This is a genomic window from Rhodococcus sp. 06-1474-1B (assembly GCF_002258885.1).
GTDB lineage: Bacteria > Actinomycetota > Actinomycetes > Mycobacteriales > Mycobacteriaceae > Rhodococcoides > Rhodococcoides fascians.
This window is the reverse complement of record NZ_NOYR01000019.1, coordinates 38836-57541: the sequence shown is the minus strand read 5'-3', so window position 1 is coordinate 57541 and position 18706 is coordinate 38836. Positions and strand designations below refer to the sequence as shown.

The window sequence follows — 18706 nt, the reverse complement described above, 5'->3', positions numbered from 1 at the left end:
CCAGCGTGAGTAGAGAACGTCCCGCGCCACCGCTGCCCGATGCCGTCGGCACCCTCGTCGACGCCCACACCCACCTCGATGCCTGCGGAGCGACCGATGCCGCGAGCGTGGCCGCGATCGTCGATCGCGCCGAGTCGGTGGGGGTCACCCGGGTTGTCACGATCGCCGACGATCTCGAGGCCGCGCGCTTCGCCGTCGACGCTGCATCCTGGGATCCACGGGTGTGGGCGGCGGTCGCGATCCATCCCACCCGTGCGAATGTGCTCGACGACGCAGCGAAGGCCGAGATCGAACGACTCGCGGCCGATCCCCGCGTCGTCGCCATCGGCGAAACGGGTCTGGACTACTACTGGCCCGGCAAGCTCGACGACTGTGCGACGGTCCCGGAGCAGCACGAGGGATTTCGCTGGCACATCGATCTCGCCAAGCGCCTCGGGAAGCCGCTGATGATTCACAACCGCGAGGCCGACGAGGATCTGCTCGCGGTCCTGGTCGCCGAGGGCGCTCCGGAGACGGTGATCTTCCACTGCTTCTCCGGCGGGCCCGAGACCGCCAAGGCCTGCGTCGACGCCGGTTACGTTCTCAGCTTCTCGGGGACGGTCAGTTTCAAGAACGCGCATGCGCTGCGTGAGGCCGCAGTGCTGGTGCCCGACGAGTTGGTGCTGGTGGAAACGGATGCTCCGTTTCTCACTCCGCATCCGTTTCGCGGTGCACCCAACGAGCCGTACTGCCTGCCGTACACCGCCCGGGCGCTGGCCGAGGTTCGTGGCCAGGACCCGGCCGAACTGGCGGCGCATGCCACGGCGAATGCCGAGCGGGTGTACGGGCTCTAGCTCCTTGGGTTGCGGCGGAGGTACTAATTCGTTACCGTACCGTGACCGAACTCGGGCGTTTCGACCCCGAAGTCACGCTTGCAACCGCCAGGAATACGAAACTTGTCGACTATCAGACGCCTCAACTCCGCTCGTTCGACCACGCTCTACCTGGTCATCGCGGCCCTGTTGATGACGCTGGTCGCCGGGGGCGTGATGGCGGTGAGCCGTCACAAAACCGTGACCATCGACGTCGACGGCGACATGATTTCGCTGAGCACGATGAAGACCGACGTCAACAGCGCTCTCGTCGATGCCGGCTACACGCCGTCGGACAAGGATCTGGTCGTTCCCGCGCCCGACTCCGGGCTGAGTGACGGCGACACCGTCGTGCTGCGCCGCGCTCGCGAGATCACGCTGAACGTCGACGGCAAGCCGGAGGAGATCTGGACCACCGCGTTGACCGTCGAGGAAGCTCTGCAGCAGACGGGCCTCGCCGAGGACGTCCACGTGTCGGCGTCTCGCTCCGAGCGGTTGCCCCTCGACGGCACCGAACTGGACGTGGCCCTGCCCAAGCAGGTCTCGCTGGTCGACGGAGGCAGTCCGGCAACGCCGGTGACGCTCGCCGCTCCGACCGTGCGCGAATTCCTCGAAGCAGCGGGCAAGCCGTTGGAAGAGGCCGACACCGTGTCGCCGGATCCGGATGCCGCCGTCACCGACGGTGCCGAGATCGTCGTCACGCGCGACCGGACCGTCACCAAGACCGAGACCACCGACACCGATGCCCCGGAACAGCGCATCGAAGATCCGACGATGAACATGAGCAAGACCGTCGTCGAGAACCCCGGCGCTCCCGGCGTCTCCGACATCACCTGGAAGATCAACATGGTCAACGGGGTCGAGGCCGGACGCGAGAAGATCGACGAAGTGGTCAAGGTGCCGGCGCAGCCGAAGACCGTTCGAGTCGGAGCCAAGCCCGGCACCGAGGTCCCACCCGTGGAGAACGGTGCGATCTGGGACGCGCTTGCTCAATGCGAGGCAACCGGCAACTGGGCCATCAACACCGGCAACGGTTTCTACGGCGGCGTGCAATTCGACCAGAACACCTGGGAACGCCAGGGCGGCCTGAAATACGCACCGCGCGCCGACCTCGCCACCCGCGAAGAACAGATCGCCATCGCATCGGTGACGCAGAAGTCGCAGGGCTGGGGCGCATGGCCGGCATGCACCTCGCGTCTGGGTTACCGCTGATCACCTGCCCGCCCGTAGAGTTCGCACCGTGTCCGAACATGTGAGGGGAGCTGCGGCTCTGCTCGGTCCTGCCGAAGTCCGCTCTCTCGCTGCCGAGCTCGACGTGCGTCCCACCAAACAACTCGGCCAGAACTTCGTGCACGACGCCAACACCGTGCGACGCATCGTCGCTTCCGCCGGTGTCGGACCTCAGGACACCGTCCTCGAAGTCGGTCCCGGCCTCGGATCGTTGACTCTCGCTCTGCTCGATGTGGCCGACGCCGTTGTCGCGGTCGAGATCGACCCCAAGCTCGCGACCCGGCTGCCCATCACGGTGGCCGACCGCGCCCCCACCCTCGCCGAACGGTTGACGGTCATCGAAGCCGACGCGTTGCGCGTACGGGCCGAGGACATTCCGGGACACCCGACGGCATTGGTGGCGAACCTGCCGTACAACGTCGCGGTGCCTGTGCTCATTCACCTGTTCTCGGAGCTACCCAGCCTGCGGGTGGCCGTGGTGATGGTCCAGGCCGAGGTTGCCGATCGCCTCGCCGCGGTACCGGGAAGCAAGATCTACGGCATTCCCAGCGTCAAGGCCCGATTCTTCGGTGACGTCAAACGGGCCGGGGCAGTAGGCCGTTCGGTGTTCTGGCCGGTTCCCAAAGTGGAATCGGGGCTGGTGCGCATCGATCGATACGCCGAGCCGCCGTGGCCGACCGACACTGCACACCGGAAGTCGGTATTCGCCGTCATCGACGCCGCATTCGCCCAGCGCCGCAAGACTTTACGAGCAGCCCTCGCGGGGTGGGCCGGTTCACCCGTCGCCGCGGAGCGAAGACTTCGCGAGGCCGGAATCGATCCCACGGCCCGCGGCGAAACGATCGACGCGGCAGCGTTCGTTCGCCTGGCGGCTACCGAGGCCTGACGTCTCGTCCTTACAGGTGAATGTCCGACAGTCGCGTCAGTTCGGTCCACTTCGACGCCTCGGCGCGAGCCGCTGCGACAGGTGCGTACCGGTCGGCCTCGGTGAGACTTCCCAGCTCCAAGCCGGTCGCCGACGCGATGTCTGCTACCGGAACCTGATACGTGCGGTACGGGCCGAGCGGTGGGGGATCGGTCTCGACCCGAAGCGGCTTGTCGAGAATCGGGTCGAGTGACGGCGACTGATCGAGCACGTATCCGGTGCACGCCGGTGCCGAATCCTGGGACCACGCGGCAATCTTGAAGAAGCGACGCGGTATGGCAATGCCTCGGTAGATCGGATCGTCGTCGGCGAAGATACAGCCACTGAACACCGCGAGTCGTTGCCCGTACTGCTCGGCATGGCCCAGTACGTAATCCTCGAGCCCCAGCCACAGAGTTTTCGATTGGTTCAGAGTGGCCGTCTGCGGAGCGCACACCGTGTAGTGGAAGGTATCCGCATTGGCACGCGTCGCGACCGACAGCTCGCCCCACACCGGATCTCGTCGGCGAACGAGATGCCCACGGTCGAGGTCGTTGTTCGAGTACAACTCGTTCCCCGCCTGCTGCGCTGCCGGAAGCCGCTCGTCCAGACGCCAATCATCGCCTCGCTCCATGTCTTTCAGGCTCGAGCCGTCGATGTTCACGCCGGTGACCGCGGCGAGGCGTCGGGCAGGATCCATGGACACCGAGAAATGCGTGTACGGAAGAACCACCAGGCCTGCTCGACCCGGCAGCGGAACGTCGATGTCGGCCAGGAAGGTCGGGTCGAAACCGAGTGGGGTCGTCATGGACCCATTGACTCACGCGTCGGTTACCGGAGGGTGAACCGCGGCGAGGTATCTCCGTTCGAGGGCCGCGTGACGCGCGGCGACCACGCGGCATTCCTCTTTCAGTTCCGGCGGGTCGAGCACGGTGAAGTCGGTGTCGAACGCCGCCAGCCAGCGGGCGATCGACGGCAGTGAGTCTCCCGAGAGCACCACCGCACACGAGGTGTCGTCGATGGATTCGAGTGTGCCCCAGTGCTCGTCGACCATCGGGGCGATCGTCTCGATCGGCGCATGCAAGCGAATGCGCGCCTGAACCTGGGTGAACGCGCGGTCGATTCCCTGCGAGACGTAGGCCGCCGCGCCGCCCGCAGGTAACTCCCGCGGCGTGAACCGTGGGCCGGTGGGAATCTTCGGAGTGAGCCGATCCACCCGATACGATCGCCAATCCTGGCGCAGCACATCCCAACCCAGCAGATACCACCGCGCTCCCGCCCGAACCAAGCTGTAGGGCTCCACCTCGCGCCGAGACTCCGAACCGTCGTGCTTGCGGTAGTCGAATCTCAGTCGCTCGTGCCCATGGCACACCGCAGCCACCGTCGACAACACCGCCGCATCCACCGCAGACCGCGGCGTGTGCTCCACCACGTCGATCCGGAGGGCGTCGAGTCGATGGCGGATGCGCGACGGCATCACCTGCCGCAGCTTCGTCAACGCACGCAACGACGCCTCGCCGATCCCCGCGACCGACCCACCGGCCGCCGACTGCAGGCCGAACGCCACCGCCAACGCCTCGTCGTCGTCGAGCAGTAGCGGGGGCATCTCGGCACCCGGCCCCAACTGATAGCCGCCGCCGACGCCCGGCGTCGCATTGACCGGATAGCCGATATCGCGCAACTTGTCGACATCGCGCCGCAGCGTGCGAGGCGTCACGTCGAGCCGTTCCGCCAGCTCTGCACCCGCCCAATCGCGCCGGGTCTGCAGAAGCGACAACAGCCGCAACAGCCGGGCCGAGGTTTCCTTCATGTCCACACAATGCCACCGAATGCGGACACCTTCGGTCCTCTTTGCGCTCTCTTGCCGCCACCGAAGTCCACTCAACGTGACATTGACCCCCGAAAAGTCCACCGAACGTGACATTGAGTACCCCCAGGTGGGCCGTCTGATGGTGAACCCGGCCCATGTTTCTCCACTACTGTGGTTAAACGTGCTGTCTGTCGTTCCCACGCCCGTTGTCGTTCGGGCCCCGTCGAAGGTGAATCTGCATCTTTCGGTCGGTGACCTGCGTCCCGACGGCTTTCACGAGTTGACGACGGTTTTCCAGGCGCTGTCTCTCTCCGACGAGTTGTCGGTCGTTCCGGCGAAGGCGTTGTCGGTTCGGGTGCGCGGCGACGACGCGAAGGTCGTTCCGACGGATTCGCGGAACCTGGTCTGGAAGGCCGCCGAGTTGTTGGGCCGTCGGGTCGGGCGCGAGCCGTCGGTGGAGATCACCATCGACAAGGGCATTCCGGTCGCCGGCGGCATGGCGGGCGGTAGTGCCGATGCTGCCGCGACGTTGGTTGCGCTCAACGCGATGTGGCATCTCGAACTCTCGCGTGACGAGCTCGACGAGGTGGCGGCCGAGCTCGGTAGCGATGTGCCGTTCTCGTTGCACGGTGGGACTGCCGTCGGTACCGGCCGCGGTGAGAAGTTGCTTCCGGTGCTCTCGCGTAACAACTTTCATTGGGTTCTGGCTCTGGCGAAGGGTGGTCTGCAGACCCCTGCCGTGTACGGCGAGCTCGATCAGTTGCGGGCCAAGGGCGATCCGCCCAGGCTCGGCGGCACCGAGGATTTGATGCATGCCCTCGCGTCGGGTGATGCGCGGGCTCTCGCCCCGCTGTTGGGCAACGATCTGCAAGCCGCTGCGGTCTCGCTGATGCCGCAGTTGCGTCGCACACTGAGAGCGGGTGTCACTGCGGGTGCGTTGGCGGGCATCGTGTCCGGCTCGGGCCCCACGTGTGCGTTCCTGTGCGCCGACGCCGATGCGGCGGTGTCGGTGAGCGCTGAATTGTCCGGTGCAGGCGTGTGCCGCACCGTCCGTGTTGCGAGTGGACCGGTTCCCGGTGCTCGTGTGGTCACTAGTGAATCGAATGGTTTTTCCTGATGGTCAATCTCGTCAATCTCGAAAACGTCAGTAAGTCGTTCGGCGTCAAGCCTCTGCTCGACGGCGTCTCCCTCGGTGTGCAGGAGGGCGAACGCATCGGCATGGTCGGCCTCAACGGCGGTGGCAAGACCACCACCCTCGAGGTTCTCGCCGGCATCGAACCCCCCGATTCGGGACGCGTCAGCCGAGTCAACGGACTGCGGATGGCCGTCGTCACTCAGCGTGGTGTGTTGCCGCCCGGGTCGACGGTCGGTCAGGTGGTGCTCGATCCGCTCGGGATGGCCGAGCACGAGTGGGCCGGCGATTCGCGGGTACGAAACATCCTGACCGGCATCGGTATTGCCGATCTGGGTCCGGCCGGTAGCTCCGGACTGGACGCGCCGATCGACAACCTCTCCGGTGGCGAGCGCCGACGAGTCGCGTTGGCAGCAGCCCTCGTTCAGGATCTGGATCTTTTGGTGCTCGACGAGCCCACCAACCACCTCGACGTCGAGGGCGTGCAGTGGCTGGCCGCGCACCTGGTGAGCCGTCGGAGCGCGCTACTGGTCGTCACGCACGATCGGTGGTTCCTCGACACCGTCGCCAATCAGACGTGGGAGGTCGTCGGGGGTGGCATCGAAACCTACGAGGGTGGCTACAACGATTGGGTCTTCGCGCGTGCAGAGCGCTCCCGTCAGGCCGACGCATCCGAGGAGCGGCGTCGCAACCTGGCCCGCAAGGAACTCGCATGGCTGCGCCGCGGTGCTCCCGCGCGAACGTCCAAGCCCAAATACCGCATCGAGGCCGCCGAGGCATTGATTGCCGACGTACCGCCGCCTCGTGACTCCGTCGCGCTGTCCTCCTTTGCACAGCGCCGTCTGGGCAAGGTCGTCATCGAACTCGAGGACGCGCGCCTGGAAACTCCCGACGGCCGTGAGCTGGTCAAGGACTTCACGTGGCGTCTGGCTCCCGGCGAGCGCGTCGGTCTCGTCGGCGTCAACGGCTCGGGTAAGACGACGATGCTGCGTACGCTCGCCGGTGAACTGCAGCCCGCTTCGGGCAAGCGCATCCAGGGCCAGACCGTCAAGATCGGGTGGCTGAAGCAGGAATTGGACGACCTACCCAAGAAGCTGCGTGTCCTCGACGCGGTCAAGGAGGTGGCCGAGCGGATCACGTTGGGCGACAAGGAGATTTCTGCCGGGCAGCTCGCGGAAAGGCTGGGCTTCACTCCCGCTCGCCAGCGCACGCCGGTCGGAGATCTGTCCGGTGGCGAACGCCGTCGCCTGCAGTTGACGCGAGTCCTGATGGCCGAGCCGAACGTGCTGTTGCTCGACGAGCCGACCAACGACCTGGACATCGACACCCTGCAACAGCTCGAGGACATCCTGGACGGCTGGGCGGGCACGCTCGTCGTCATCAGTCACGACCGGTACCTGATCGAGCGCATCTGTGACTCGACGTGGGCACTGTTCGGTGACGGCAAGCTCACCAACCTGCCCGGCGGCATCGAGGATTACCTGCGCAGGCGGGCCGTCCTCGCCGCCGACGCGACGCCGGACTCGTTGACCACCGGCGGGGTGCCGCGGAAGGCAACCCGTGATGCGGCTTCGGAGCGCGCGGCCCGTAAGGAACTCAGCAAGCTCGAGAAGCTCGTCATTCGCCTGTCCAAGCGGGAGACCGAACTGCACGCCGAACTCGCCGAGGCTGCCACTGCGCCGGACAAGCTCGTGGCCCTCGACACCGAACTCAAGCAGGTCCTCGCCGACAAGGACGTCGCCGAGGAACGCTGGATGGAATTGGCCGCCGAGTTGGAGTGAGCGGCTCCGCCGCATGTGAGTGGTAACTCGTAGCCTGCTACGAAGTTTCATGCACATGCGCGCAGCGCATACTGTGCACATGGCATCGGTCGTCGCAGAAGTGATGGGTTCGGATTTCGCTCGTCTGCATCCCAAGGTCCAATGGCGTTTCGGTTTGCAGTCCTCGGATCATCGGGCTCAGTTCGGGGTCGGTGTGATGGAGGAGATGACCCATTCTCGTCTCGTTCCTCCGCCGCTGCTGTGGGCCGGTCGTAAGCGAGGCCTGTTTCCTGCTGGGGTGGGCAAGGACGTGCCCTTCACCATTGCCAACTATGCGTACGTCGACGAATTGGGCCGCGAGACAATGTCTTTCGTGCGTCGCTTCGCGTTCGCCGCGCGTCCGCAGGGGATGAATTCGGTGATGGTGTCGTCCGCCGAATCCGACGCGTATGCGCTCGACTATCTGGGCTTCTCGTCGGACATGGTGGTGCACACCACGTGTGCGGTCGACTCCGACGGTGGGTTGGTGCTCGAGAGCGAGGTGCCGCGGTTTCTGCTCGGTCCCATTGCGCCGAAGTTGCCGAAAGTGGCCTCCGCGGTCACGATCGGCCGGGAATGGTGGGACGCGGCAGAGGAACGGCACCGCATCGAGATCGAAGTCAAGAGCCCGGTGCTCGGCCAGTTGTTCCTGTATCGCGGGTGGTTCACCGCGGAGGAGCGCGAGTGCCGTCCCGCCGACATACCGTCCGACGCGCGGCCGCGCTCGATCGAATCACGCGAATAGCGCTACTGTTACGCGTCGATCGAAGCAGGTGAAAGGGAGTCCGCAGTGGCCGTAGTCGAAGCCGAGGTAGTCGGTGGTGTCGGGCATATCGTCCTGAACCGGCCGGAGGCCCTGAACTCGTTGAACGAGGCCATGATCCACTGCATTCGCGCGGCACTCGATGCGTGGCGGGACGACGACACCGTCGGTTCGGTTCTGGTGACGAGCAGTTCACCGCGCGCGTTCTGCGCCGGCGGAGACATCAAGGCCATCAGGCAGGCCGTGATCGACGGCGACCGAGAAGCCGGGCCGCGCTACTTCTCTGCCGAGTACGACCTCGACGAGATCATTGCGACGTACCCCAAGCCGTATGTGGCGGTCATCGAGGCCGCGGCGTTCGGGGGAGGGCTCGGAATCTCGGTGCACGGCAGCGTGCGGATCGTGACCGAGAACGCTCTTCTGGCGATGCCGGAGACGGCGATCGGATTCGTTCCCGATGTGGGCTCGAGCTACTTCCTGTCCCGGTTGCCTGATCACATCGGACGCTACTTGGCGTTGACAGGCACTCGGATCACTGGATCCGACGCTGTGACACTGGGATTGGCGACACACTTCTGTCCCAGCGAATCCGTTCAGGCGCTGAAGGACGACATTCTCGGCGGCACCGATCTCGGTGCAGCGCTCGAGCGACACACGACCCCGCCGCCGACGACGGAATTGTCGTTCGACGCGAAGGCGGTGGCCACGGTGTTCGAGAAGACCTCGCTCGTCGACATCATCGATGCATTGGAGTGCGATACCGCGTGGTCTCGCACTACCAAGACTCAGTTGGCAACGCTGTCGCCGACGTCCTTGATGGCCACCGATGCCCTGATCGAGCGGGCTGCGGACAGTACGTTGCGGGAGTGCCTCGATCGCGAGTTGCGGCTGGCGACATGGATCATCGCAGAACCGGACTTCGCCGAGGGGGTGCGCGCAGTGCTGGTCGACAAGGACCGCGCGCCGCAGTGGAAGCCTCTGGTGCTCGAGATGGTGCGACCAGAGGCCTTCCAGCAGCTGCTGTGACCGTCAGTGGGTCAGCGGTAACCCTTGGCGGGATTCTGCAGGTCCAGCACGATGGTCTGGCCGTTGGAACGCACGTGGATCTCCGGGTTCTGCAGACCGCCGGAGACGAGGTATTCGCCGAGGAGCTGAAGCAGCTCGTCAGGGCCGACGGAGGTGTCGGGGGTGCGGATGTCGCCGGTGCGGCTGCCGAGTTCGTTCTGGGTCAGCCGACCCGCGATACGAACCGAGGCGACGCCCATGGCGGTACGACGGTCGGGTGCCTGGCCGCGGCCGAGAGACGGCGACGTGCTGCCGCTGGAGGCGTGAGCGGTGGAACGGCCGTTGGTGGGCAGGCCGTGTTCTGAGATCTGATCGCTGGTGGTCACTTCAACCTCGTTCGATTCCGTGGCGGGCTTCTCTGATGCTGCGGGCTGTGGAGCGGATGCCGTGTCGGTGGACGTGACCACTGCCGCCGGGAAATCGGTGGTGGTTTCGGCCGCCTTCTCGGCGGGTGCAGCTACCGAACTGTCGGTGCGGGCACCGTTGGACGGAGTGGAATCGGACTTCGGCGGCGTCGCCAAACGATGCGCGGGAGCGCCACCGACCTTGATCCCGGCCAATGGGTAGTTCGTTCCCTTAGTCATGTCGTTTTCCACTTCATCGTGATTCTCGGGTGGTTCCGCGCCGAGACGCCATGATCGGAGAACTCACATGACGCCCAACTCCGCGTCGAGCACGCCAAAACGTACTCGAAGTTTGTTCGGACCGCCTGAGAGTAGCATCACGATTGTTTAGATCGCCATTTTTTGGTCCAAAGGCTTGTTCTGAATCCTGAACCACACCACGAAACCCCAGGTCACAAACCCGGCGTATACCAAGTAGAGGACAGCGGACGGGTAGAAACCGGCGATCACCAGCAGCGGGACGCCCACGATGTCCACCGCGATCCAGATGAGCCAGAATTCGGTGAGCCCGCGGGCCATGCCGAACGTCGCCAGCATCGAGCCGGTGAAGATCCACGCATCGGCCCACTTGCCGTAGGAACCGAGGTACCCGAACAGCTGCGCGAACACGATCGTTCCGACGACTGCGACAGTGATCATCACCAGTCGCTCACGAGCAGTGCCCCAGCGTGGAACGACGGCGGCCCCCGAGTTCTTCGAGCCGCGCATCCACCGGGCCAGCCCGTAGGTGCTGACGGCAATGAACATCAGCTGCCGTCCGGCTTGTCCGTACAGATCCAACGCCTGCGGAGTGTGGAACACCCCGCCCATGAAGACGGTGAACAGCAGCGCGTTTCCGATGATTCCCACCGGCCACGCCCACACGACTCGACGCATCCCGCCGACCGCGGAGAGCAGTCCGAAGCCGTTCCCGATCACCTCGCGCCACAGCACCGGGTGGCCCAGCACGCTGAATTCGGCGTCGAGCAGATCTGTCAGCACCGCGACAGGCTACTGATCGCCTGCGGCGACGAGGGGCTCGAGGGTGAGCTCGGGCATCTCCTTCTGGATGTACTGCAGTCGCCACTTGTCGCTGACGAGAGCCAGCAGGGCACCGTCGGTCCGGGTGAAGATCTCGACGCCGCGCTGGCGGCCCAATTCGACGGCCGACGCCGCGTCGGTGCGCCGAGCAAGTGAGTAACCCAACGGTTCCATCCGAGCGTCGACGCCGAATTCGGTCTTCATTCGTGCGGTGACCACCTCGAACTGCATCGGGCCGACGGCCGCGAGAACCGGGGAGGCGTCGCCGCGAATGTCGTTGCGCAGCACCTGAACCACGCCTTCGGAGTCGAGTTGTTCGACGGCTCGGCGGAACTTCTTGTACTTGTCGGCGCTGTCGACGCGCAGTGCCGAGAAGTGCTCGGGTGCGAACGACGGGATCGGTGGGAACTCGACCTTCTTGTCGGTGTACAACGTGTGGCCGGGCGCGAGCGCGGTGGCGTTGACCAGACCGACGATGTCGCCGGGGTAGGCGTTCTCGACCGTTGTCCGGTCACGCCCGAAGACGGTGAGCGCGTACTTGGTGGTGAACGGCTTCTTGGTCTGTGCGTGCGTGACGACCATGCCCCGCTCGAACACGCCCGAAACGACGCGCATGAAGGCCAGGCGGTCTCGGTGTGCGGTGTCCATGCCGGCCTGCACCTTGAACACGACGGCACTGAAGGGATCGGTCACCGCGCGCACCCCGTCGGAGACGTCGGCACGGGGGCCGGGTGCGGGGGCCAGCGCCACCAGGGTGTCGAGGATCTGGCGCACGCCGAAGTTCAGCATCGCCGATCCGAAGATCACCGGTGACGTCTGGCCGGCGAGGAACATCTCCTGGTCGTGTTGCTGGCCGCTCGAGATCAGCAGATCGCTCTCCTCGACGGCGGTGTCCCAGTCGACGCCCTCGCGCTGCGCGGCGGCCTCGGCCGTCATGAATTCCTCGGGCGCGATCGTGGCACCACCCGCAGTTCGGGTGAAGCGGATGTAGCTGCCGTCCTGCACATCGAGCAGGCCACGGAAGTCACCCGCGATGCCGACGGGCCAGTACAGAGGCGTCGGCGTCAGGCCGATGCGTGACTCGATCTCGTCGAGCAGTTCGAGCGGGGACTGACCCGGGCGGTCCCACTTGTTGATGACGGTGATGACCGGGATGCCGAACTGGCGGCACACCTGGAACAGCTTGAGGGTCTGCGGCTCGAGGCCCTTCGCGGCGTCGATGAGCATGACGGCCGCGTCGACCGCCGTCAGGACGCGGTAGGTGTCCTCGGAGAAATCGGCGTGGCCGGGGGTGTCGACGAGGTTGATCACGTTGGTGACCTCGGCGTCGGGGGAGGTCTGGTAATTGAACTGCAGCGCAGTCGAACTCACCGAAATGCCGCGCGCCTTCTCCATCTCCATCCAGTCCGAGACGGTGGAGCGACGGCCGGCCTTGCCGTGAATGGCACCGGCCTCGGAGATGACGCGCGCGTGCAGGGCGAGGGCCTCGGTGAGCGTCGACTTACCGGCATCGGGGTGTGAGATCACCGCGAATGTTCGACGCCTCGCGACCTCGAAATCGAGTTCCCTGGCCGAGTGTCGAGCGGGGCCGGAGTTCGGTCCTGACCCGTCGAGTGCTGCATCGACGTCGGGGGAACTGGGCGGGGTACTCACGAAGGCCTCTATCTCGTAGTCACGGCAACGGCAAAGGTCAAGGATACGCGGCCGGTAACGGTCACCGGTCATCGCGGGATTGCTTAGGGTGAGGGACGCGGAAGGACCGTCGAACGAGGAGATGACGCGTTGAGCAAGTTCACCGACGAGATGTTCGAGACCGCAAGCAGCAGCAAACGTGGTTTGGTCACCGGGGAGCCCGAGGCGGCGTTGCGTCAGTCGTGGGGTGAGATCCACGAGCAGGCGCGGAGGATGGCGGGCGCGTTGGCCGACGCGGGGGTCGAACACGGCGACGCGATCGGTATTCTCGCCGGCCAGCCCGTCGACATCGCGCCTGCCTGCCAGGCCACGTGGATGCGCGGAGCGTCGGTGACGATGTTGCATCAGCCCACCCCGCGGACAGATCTGGCCGTCTGGGGCGAGGACACCGAAACCGTCGTCCGGATGATCGACGCGAAGGCGGTGATTCTGGGAGCCCCGTTCGACATCGCCGCACCGGTGCTCGTCGAGCGCGGCATCACCGTGCTGAAGATCGACGACATGAAGTCCGGTCGCGACATCGATCCGGTGCCGACGGCCGAGACCGACATCGCGCTGCAGCAGCTCACGTCCGGTTCCACTGGGTCGCCCAAGGCCGTGCGCATCACGCACGAGAACTTCTACGTCAATGCGTACGCGATGATCGATCGCATCGAGTTCGACGTCAATTCCGACGTCATGGTCAGTTGGTTGCCGCTCTTCCACGACATGGGCATGGTGGGCTTTCTGTCGGTGCCGATGCAGGTGGGTGCCGAGGTCGTGAGCATCACGCCGTTGGACTTCCTGCGCTCGCCGCTGTTGTGGGCCAAGCTCATCGACAAGTACCGCGGAACAGTCACTGCTGCACCCAATTTCGCGTATTCACTGTTGGCGCGTCGGCTGCGTCAGGCGGAGGACGATCTGGATCTGGATCTGTCCACGCTGCGTTACGCGTGGAACGGTGCCGAACCCGTCGACCCCGACACGATGATCGCGTTGGCAGAAGCGGGTGCGCCGTACAAGCTCGATCCCGCGGCCCTCGCGCCCGTGTACGGAATGGCGGAAACGACTCTCGCCGTGTCGATTCCGGACCCCGGCCAAGGGCAGGTGATCGACGTCGTCGACGCGGATCTACTCGAAACGCTCGGCCGCGCAGTCCCGTCCGCCCGCGGCAACACCCGATCCCTGGCCACTCTCGGAAAGTTCGTTCCCGGTCTCGAGGGCCGTGTCGTGGACAAGGAAGGGCAGGTGCTCACCGCGCGCGGCGTCGGCATCATCGAGGTCCGCGGCAAGGCCGTCACGCCCGGATACATCACCGTCGACGGCCCCGTGCCGACACAGGACGCCGACGGCTGGCTCGATACCGGCGACGTCGGCTACATCACCGAGGACGAACTGGTGGTCGTCTGCGGCCGGGTCAAGGACGTCATCATCATGGGCGGCCGCAACATCTATCCCACCGATATCGAACGAGCCGCGGGCACCGTCGCGGGAGTTCGGCCCGGTAACGCCGTCGCGATCCGCCTCGACGCCGGCGACAAACGCGAAAGCTTCGCTGTTGCAGTCGAAACGAACGATATCGACAACCCCGACGAGGTCAAGCGGATCGAGCGTGAAGTGATCCACGCGGTGCATTCGGAGGTAGGAGTGCGCCCCCGCACGGTGGCAGTCCTGGGGCCGGGCAGCATCCCGAAGACGTCGAGCGGCAAACTGCGACGGGCCAACTCGGTGTCGCTGCTGAACTGATCAGCGCGGGTGCACCCTATTCTGGGCCGCCTCGAGACCGACCTTCAGCAGTAGCTCGGCGGCGTCGGCGGCTTCTTCGATCACGACGCCGAGGTCCTTGCGTTCGGGCGTCGAGAAGGGCTTGAGCACGAACGACGCCGGATCCATCCGTCCCGGTGGCCGTCCGACGCCCACGCGGACCCGCAGGTAGTCCTTGGTGCCGAGGTGCTGAGAAATCGAGCGCAGACCATTGTGCCCGCCCTCACCGCCGCCGAGCTTGAGTCGCAGTGCGCCGAAGTCGATGTCCAGTTCGTCGTGCACCACCACGATGTTCGCGGGGTCGACAGAGAAGAACCGAGCCAGTGCCGCCACCGGCTGGCCCGAGAGGTTCATGAACGTTCGCGGCTTCGCGACGACGACCGAACGGCCGTCCAGCCGGGCCTGCACGATGTCGGAATTGGACTTCTTGTGCGACGAGAACGACGAGCCGACGCGTCCGGCGAGTGCGTCGGCGACCATGAAGCCCACGTTGTGCCGAGTCTTGTCGTACTGCGGACCGGGGTTGCCGAGCCCGATTATCAGGGCGGGGCCGTTTTCGGTGCTCACGGGCGTCATTCTTCCATCGATGGTTCGAAACGAACGGCGCGCCGTCTCCCGAAGGAGAACAGCGCGCCGCTCGAGATGTAGGGGAGAGGATCAGCTCTCGTCGGAGCTGTCTTCGTCCTCGGAAGCTGCTTCTTCCTGAGTCTCGGCCTCGCCGGTCTCGGAGATCGGCTCGGTGCCTTCGCCGTCGGCCTCGAGGTCTTCCTCGGACGGTGCCTCGACGACGTTGACCAGGAGGGTCTCGCCGTCGGAGATGAGGGTGACGTCGGACGGCAGATCCAGGTCCGCCGCGGTGATCTGCGTGCCGATCTCGGCACCCTCGACGGAGACGACGAAGTTCTCCGGGATCTCGAGCGCGTCGGCTTCGATCTCGACGGCGGTCGAGTCGGTGGTGACGAGGGTGCCCGGTGCGGCGTCGCCCTCGACGATGATGTTGACCTCGACGGTGACGCGCTCGCCCTTGTTCAGGACGAGGAGGTCGGCGTGCTCGATGCTGCGACGGATCGGGTGCACGACGATCGACTTGGTCAGTGCCAGCTGCGACTTGCCGGCGATGTCGAGGGTGAGCACAGCGTTGGTGCCGTCGTTACGCAGCACGGCAGCGAATGCGCGGGCGTCGAGTGCCAGGTGCTGGGGGTCGGTTGCGTGTCCGTACAGAACGGCGGGGACGAGGCCGTCGCGACGAGCGCGGCGTGCGGCACCCTTGCCGAATTCGGTGCGGACCTGTGCGGTGAGGTTGTTTACCTTCGATGCCATGGTGCTACATGCTCCTGATAACTGTGATCTGTGGTTCGTGCGGCGTACTTCGTCGGGCTGTCAAACTCGTCGGGGCGGACACGAACGAGCGCGGCCAACGGGGCCGAGCCGCGTCGATAACGGTGGATCCTGATGAGCCGGATCTACCCTCGCCGAGACAACCTGGAAGACAATACACGATGCTCAGCAGTGGCTCGGTTATGTGCCTGCTGGGGCACTTACCCGCGCCACTGCGAGCGCAGCGAGCAACTCGGCGGCCACCGACCGGGCGACGGCGATGGCGTCGTCCCGACCGCCTGCGGTTCCCATGACCACAGCACCTTCGTGCAACAGTGACAATCGAGTCCCGAGTTCTTCTGAATCGGGGTATCCGGCATCGGCGGCCAGGCGTGCGAACAGCGATCGCGTCCACGCCTTCTCCGACTCGATGATGGCCAACACCGGGCTGTCGGTGCCGCCGAACTCGGCGAATGCGTTGACGAATCCGCAGCCGCGATGGTTGTCGCGCATCCACAGGTCGAGTGCGTCGTAGACCCCGAGTACACGCTGCTCACCCTGGTCGAGGGAGTCGACGTACTGCGTCACGTGCGCACACCAGAGGTCGTATCGACGCTTCAGGTAGCGCTGCACCAGGCCGTCCTTGGAGCCGAAGCGGTCGTACAGGGTCTTCTTGGTCGTGCCGGCTTCCTCGGCGATCAGGTCGACGCCGACGGCGCGGATTCCGCGGTCGTAGAAGAGCTCGCTCGCGACGGTGAGAATTCGTTCCGCTGCGGGGGTCAGTGGCTTGTCGTGCATGGCGACCTTTCGAAAGCGCTGGTCGGAGTGGGGTGCACTGCGAGTATACAGACCTGTATGTTTACATCGCTCTCATGACCTCACGCATCGATGTTCTCGCCGGTACAGCTCTGGTGATTCTGTGGAGTTCGGGCTTCATCGGAGCAGAATTCGGCACCGCCGAAGCTCCGGCCCACACGCTGCTGGCCTGGAGGTACCTGGTGGCAGTCGTGCTCCTCGTCGCGTGGTGCCGATGGCGACGACTCACCCCGACGTGGCACGCGCTGCGTATCCACGCAGTCCTCGGCCTCTTCTGCCAGTTCCTCTACCTCGGTGCCACCATCACCGGCATCGGCATGGGCGTCCCTCCGGGCGTCGCCGCCCTGATCGCTGCTTTGCAGCCGTTGGTGGTCGCGCTGGCCTCGAGCAGGATCTTCGGCGAACGCGTCGGATCGAGAGGAATCCTCGGCCTCCTCGTCGGCATCGCCGGAGTGACGCTCGTCGTCATCGGTGACCTGTCCGGTGCCGATCTCGCGTGGCCCGTCTACCTGCTTCCTGCCGCGGGCATGCTGGCGCTGTCGGCCGGGACGATCGGGCAACGGCTACTGGATCCGAAAGAACCCATCGCGCTGGCCATGGCCATCCAATGTGGCATCAGCGCAGTCGGTTTCATGACGTGGAGTGCACTTGCCGGTGACGCGGTACCGCCGATGACGACGGGTTTCTGGGCTGCGGTGGCGTGGACGGTGGTGCTGTCGACCTTCGGCGCATACGGCGCGTACCTGTTCGTCGTACGCCGCAGTGGACCGACTCGTGCCAGCGTGCTGCTCTACCTGACACCGCCTACGACGATGCTCTGGGCTTTCGTGATGTTCGGCGACGCGGTCACGTGGTTCGGTATCGCGGGCCTCGCAGTCTCGGGGATCGGGGTCGCCGCCTACCTCAGCGCACATCCGGACCGTAGAGCCCGCTCACGCGCCGGCGAGCGCAGCGAGCATCGTGTCCAACTCGGTGAAGGTGACGAAGTAGTGCGGGGATGCACGGACAACGGCGTCGAGTCCCCGGCCTGTCATGTCCAGTCGAGTGGAACCGCGATGGCTCACCGTGACCGTCACGTTTCGGTCGGCAAGTCGGTCGCGGACGGCCACCGGCTCCTCACCGTCCACGGTGAACGAGACGATGCCGCTCTTGCGGTCACCGAGATCGTGGACGGTGACCCCGGGAATGCCTCGCATTCCGGCACGTAGGTACTCGGCGCGCTCGGAGATGGCATCCGCGACGTCGTCGATGCCCAGTTCGAGTAGATAGTCGACGGCCGCGCCGAGGGCGAGGCGGGCTGCGACGTCGCATTCCCAGAACTCGAAACGTGTTGCGTCATCGGCCATCCGGTAGGTGGACGAGTCCTCCCACTGCGCGCTGTGCAGATCGAGAGCCGGTGGATGCAAGCTCGCGGCCAACTCCGGACGCAGGTACAGGAACCCGGTACCTCGGGGCCCGCGTAGCCACTTGCGACCGGTGGCCGACAGCGCATCGACGCCGAGTTCGTCCACGTCAACCCGCAGCTGGCCGATGGACTGACACGCGTCGAGCAGAACGAGGGCACCGTGTCGATGGGCGAGATCGGCCACCGCGCGGGCCGGGTTGATCAAGCCTCCGTTGGTGGGCGCGTGCACGACCGACACCACCCGGACTCGGTCGTCGAGCATCTGTTCGAGGGCGTCCACGTCGATGCACCCCGACGCGTCGCTCGGAATCACCTCGACGGTGGCCCCGGAGACCTCGGCGCGGTGCAGCGCGGAAATGGCGTTGCTGGCGTACTCGGCCTCGCACAGCAGGATTCGATCCCCGGCCGACAACGGCACCGAGTAGAAGAAGTCGGTCCAGGCACGAGTGGCGGAATCGCTCAGAGCGATGGTCGACGCCGGTGCCCCGATCAGGGTTCCGATCGACGTCTTGACCGCCGCGAGATCGTCGAGGCGTTCGCTCGCGGCCCGGTACCCGCCGATCTCCGCCTCGCGGCGCAGATGGGCGATCGCGGTGTCGACGACGACGGTGGGCGGCAGCGAGGAGCCGGCGCTGTCGAGAAATACCCGGCCCGACGCACCAGGGGTGTCGCGGCGAATGCGGTCGTGATCGAGCATCGATAGTCCTTCCGGTAGCGAACTCTCGGGCATCAGGGTTCCACAATCGGTAGCCTCG

General features: G+C 65.6%; 17 protein-coding genes and 1 pseudogene. 9 read left to right on the top strand and 9 right to left on the bottom strand.

Going from position 1 to position 18706, the window contains the following annotated elements; translation table 11 throughout:
• The first annotated feature begins 5 nt into the window (after positions 1-5).
• The 3 genes from CH266_RS05590 (at position 6) to rsmA (ending at position 2967) form a co-directional block, all read left to right on the top strand.
• Positions 6-833, top strand: a complete 828-nt coding sequence (locus CH266_RS05590) for a TatD family hydrolase (protein WP_032381745.1) — start codon at positions 6-8, stop codon at positions 831-833.
• A 102-nt stretch (positions 834-935) separates the two neighbouring features.
• On the top strand, positions 936-2063 hold the full coding sequence (locus CH266_RS05585) for a resuscitation-promoting factor (protein WP_027496073.1): 1128 nt from the start codon (positions 936-938) through the stop codon (positions 2061-2063).
• 28 nt (positions 2064-2091) lie between these two features.
• The gene (gene rsmA / locus CH266_RS05580; protein WP_032364124.1) at positions 2092-2967 is read left to right on the top strand and encodes a 16S rRNA (adenine(1518)-N(6)/adenine(1519)-N(6))-dimethyltransferase RsmA; all 876 of its coding nucleotides are present in this window, start codon (positions 2092-2094) and stop codon (positions 2965-2967) included.
• Positions 2968-2977: 10 nt separating this feature from the next.
• Here the strand turns inward: rsmA and CH266_RS05575 are convergent, their stop codons facing one another.
• Both CH266_RS05575 and CH266_RS05570 read right to left on the bottom strand, forming a co-directional pair.
• Positions 2978-3793 carry a DNA/RNA non-specific endonuclease gene (locus tag CH266_RS05575; RefSeq protein ID WP_094714915.1) on the bottom strand — a complete coding sequence of 272 codons (816 nt, stop codon included), beginning with the start codon at positions 3791-3793 and terminating at the stop codon, positions 2978-2980.
• A gap of 12 nt (positions 3794-3805) precedes the next feature.
• Entirely contained in the window at positions 3806-4795 is a 990-nt protein-coding gene (locus CH266_RS05570) for a helix-turn-helix transcriptional regulator (protein WP_094650497.1), read from the bottom strand.
• Between the two features lie 181 nt (positions 4796-4976).
• Here CH266_RS05570 and CH266_RS05565 point away from each other — a divergent pair, with 181 nt between their 5' ends.
• From CH266_RS05565 to CH266_RS05550, 4 genes are all read left to right on the top strand, one after another.
• A complete protein-coding gene (locus CH266_RS05565; protein ID WP_032371216.1) occupies positions 4977-5912 on the top strand; it encodes a 4-(cytidine 5'-diphospho)-2-C-methyl-D-erythritol kinase in 936 nt (311 codons plus the stop codon).
• Positions 5912-7708 (top strand): ABC-F family ATP-binding cassette domain-containing protein, encoded by a 1797-nt coding sequence (locus tag CH266_RS05560; RefSeq protein ID WP_032401069.1) that lies wholly within the window; start codon positions 5912-5914, stop codon positions 7706-7708. Before CH266_RS05565 ends, CH266_RS05560 begins: the two co-directional genes overlap by 1 nt.
• 79 nt (positions 7709-7787) lie before the next feature.
• Positions 7788-8471: a DUF4166 domain-containing protein gene (locus CH266_RS05555; RefSeq protein ID WP_032364166.1), complete on the top strand. Its 684-nt coding sequence runs from the start codon at positions 7788-7790 to the stop codon at positions 8469-8471.
• Between the two features lie 45 nt (positions 8472-8516).
• Positions 8517-9515 carry an enoyl-CoA hydratase/isomerase family protein gene (locus tag CH266_RS05550; protein ID WP_094714914.1) on the top strand — a complete coding sequence of 333 codons (999 nt, stop codon included), beginning with the start codon at positions 8517-8519 and terminating at the stop codon, positions 9513-9515.
• An 11-nt stretch (positions 9516-9526) separates the two neighbouring features.
• Here the strand turns inward: CH266_RS05550 and CH266_RS05545 are convergent, their stop codons facing one another.
• The 3 genes from CH266_RS05545 to CH266_RS05535 form a co-directional block, all read right to left on the bottom strand.
• Entirely contained in the window at positions 9527-10138 is a 612-nt protein-coding gene (locus CH266_RS05545; RefSeq protein WP_027496081.1) for a hypothetical protein, read from the bottom strand.
• A gap of 147 nt (positions 10139-10285) precedes the next feature.
• Entirely contained in the window at positions 10286-10939 is a 654-nt protein-coding gene (gene pnuC / locus CH266_RS05540; RefSeq protein WP_032371214.1) for a nicotinamide riboside transporter PnuC, read from the bottom strand.
• A gap of 9 nt (positions 10940-10948) precedes the next feature.
• Positions 10949-12631: a peptide chain release factor 3 gene (locus CH266_RS05535; RefSeq protein ID WP_027496083.1), complete on the bottom strand. Its 1683-nt coding sequence runs from the start codon at positions 12629-12631 to the stop codon at positions 10949-10951.
• A 129-nt stretch (positions 12632-12760) separates the two neighbouring features.
• On the opposite strand from CH266_RS05535, the gene CH266_RS05530 reads away from it, so the two are divergent.
• Positions 12761-14395, top strand: a complete 1635-nt coding sequence (locus CH266_RS05530) for a fatty acyl-AMP ligase (RefSeq protein ID WP_094714913.1) — start codon at positions 12761-12763, stop codon at positions 14393-14395.
• Here the strand turns inward: CH266_RS05530 and pth are convergent, their stop codons facing one another.
• The 3 genes from pth to CH266_RS05515 form a co-directional block, all read right to left on the bottom strand.
• Positions 14396-14989 (bottom strand): aminoacyl-tRNA hydrolase, encoded by a 594-nt coding sequence (gene pth / locus CH266_RS05525; protein WP_032364117.1) that lies wholly within the window; start codon positions 14987-14989, stop codon positions 14396-14398.
• A gap of 81 nt (positions 14990-15070) precedes the next feature.
• Entirely contained in the window at positions 15071-15733 is a 663-nt protein-coding gene (locus CH266_RS05520) for a 50S ribosomal protein L25/general stress protein Ctc (protein ID WP_027496086.1), read from the bottom strand.
• Positions 15734-15931: 198 nt separating this feature from the next.
• Positions 15932-16528 carry a TetR/AcrR family transcriptional regulator gene (locus tag CH266_RS05515; RefSeq protein WP_048319468.1) on the bottom strand — a complete coding sequence of 199 codons (597 nt, stop codon included), beginning with the start codon at positions 16526-16528 and terminating at the stop codon, positions 15932-15934.
• A 74-nt stretch (positions 16529-16602) separates the two neighbouring features.
• Here CH266_RS05515 and CH266_RS05510 point away from each other — a divergent pair.
• A pseudogene (locus tag CH266_RS05510) lies at positions 16603-17430 on the top strand (DMT family transporter); the annotation flags it as partial.
• A gap of 48 nt (positions 17431-17478) precedes the next feature.
• On the opposite strand, the gene CH266_RS05505 reads toward CH266_RS05510, so the two are convergent.
• Entirely contained in the window at positions 17479-18648 is a 1170-nt protein-coding gene (locus CH266_RS05505) for an aminotransferase class V-fold PLP-dependent enzyme (protein ID WP_094714986.1), read from the bottom strand.
• Between the last annotated feature and the right edge of the window lie 58 nt (positions 18649-18706).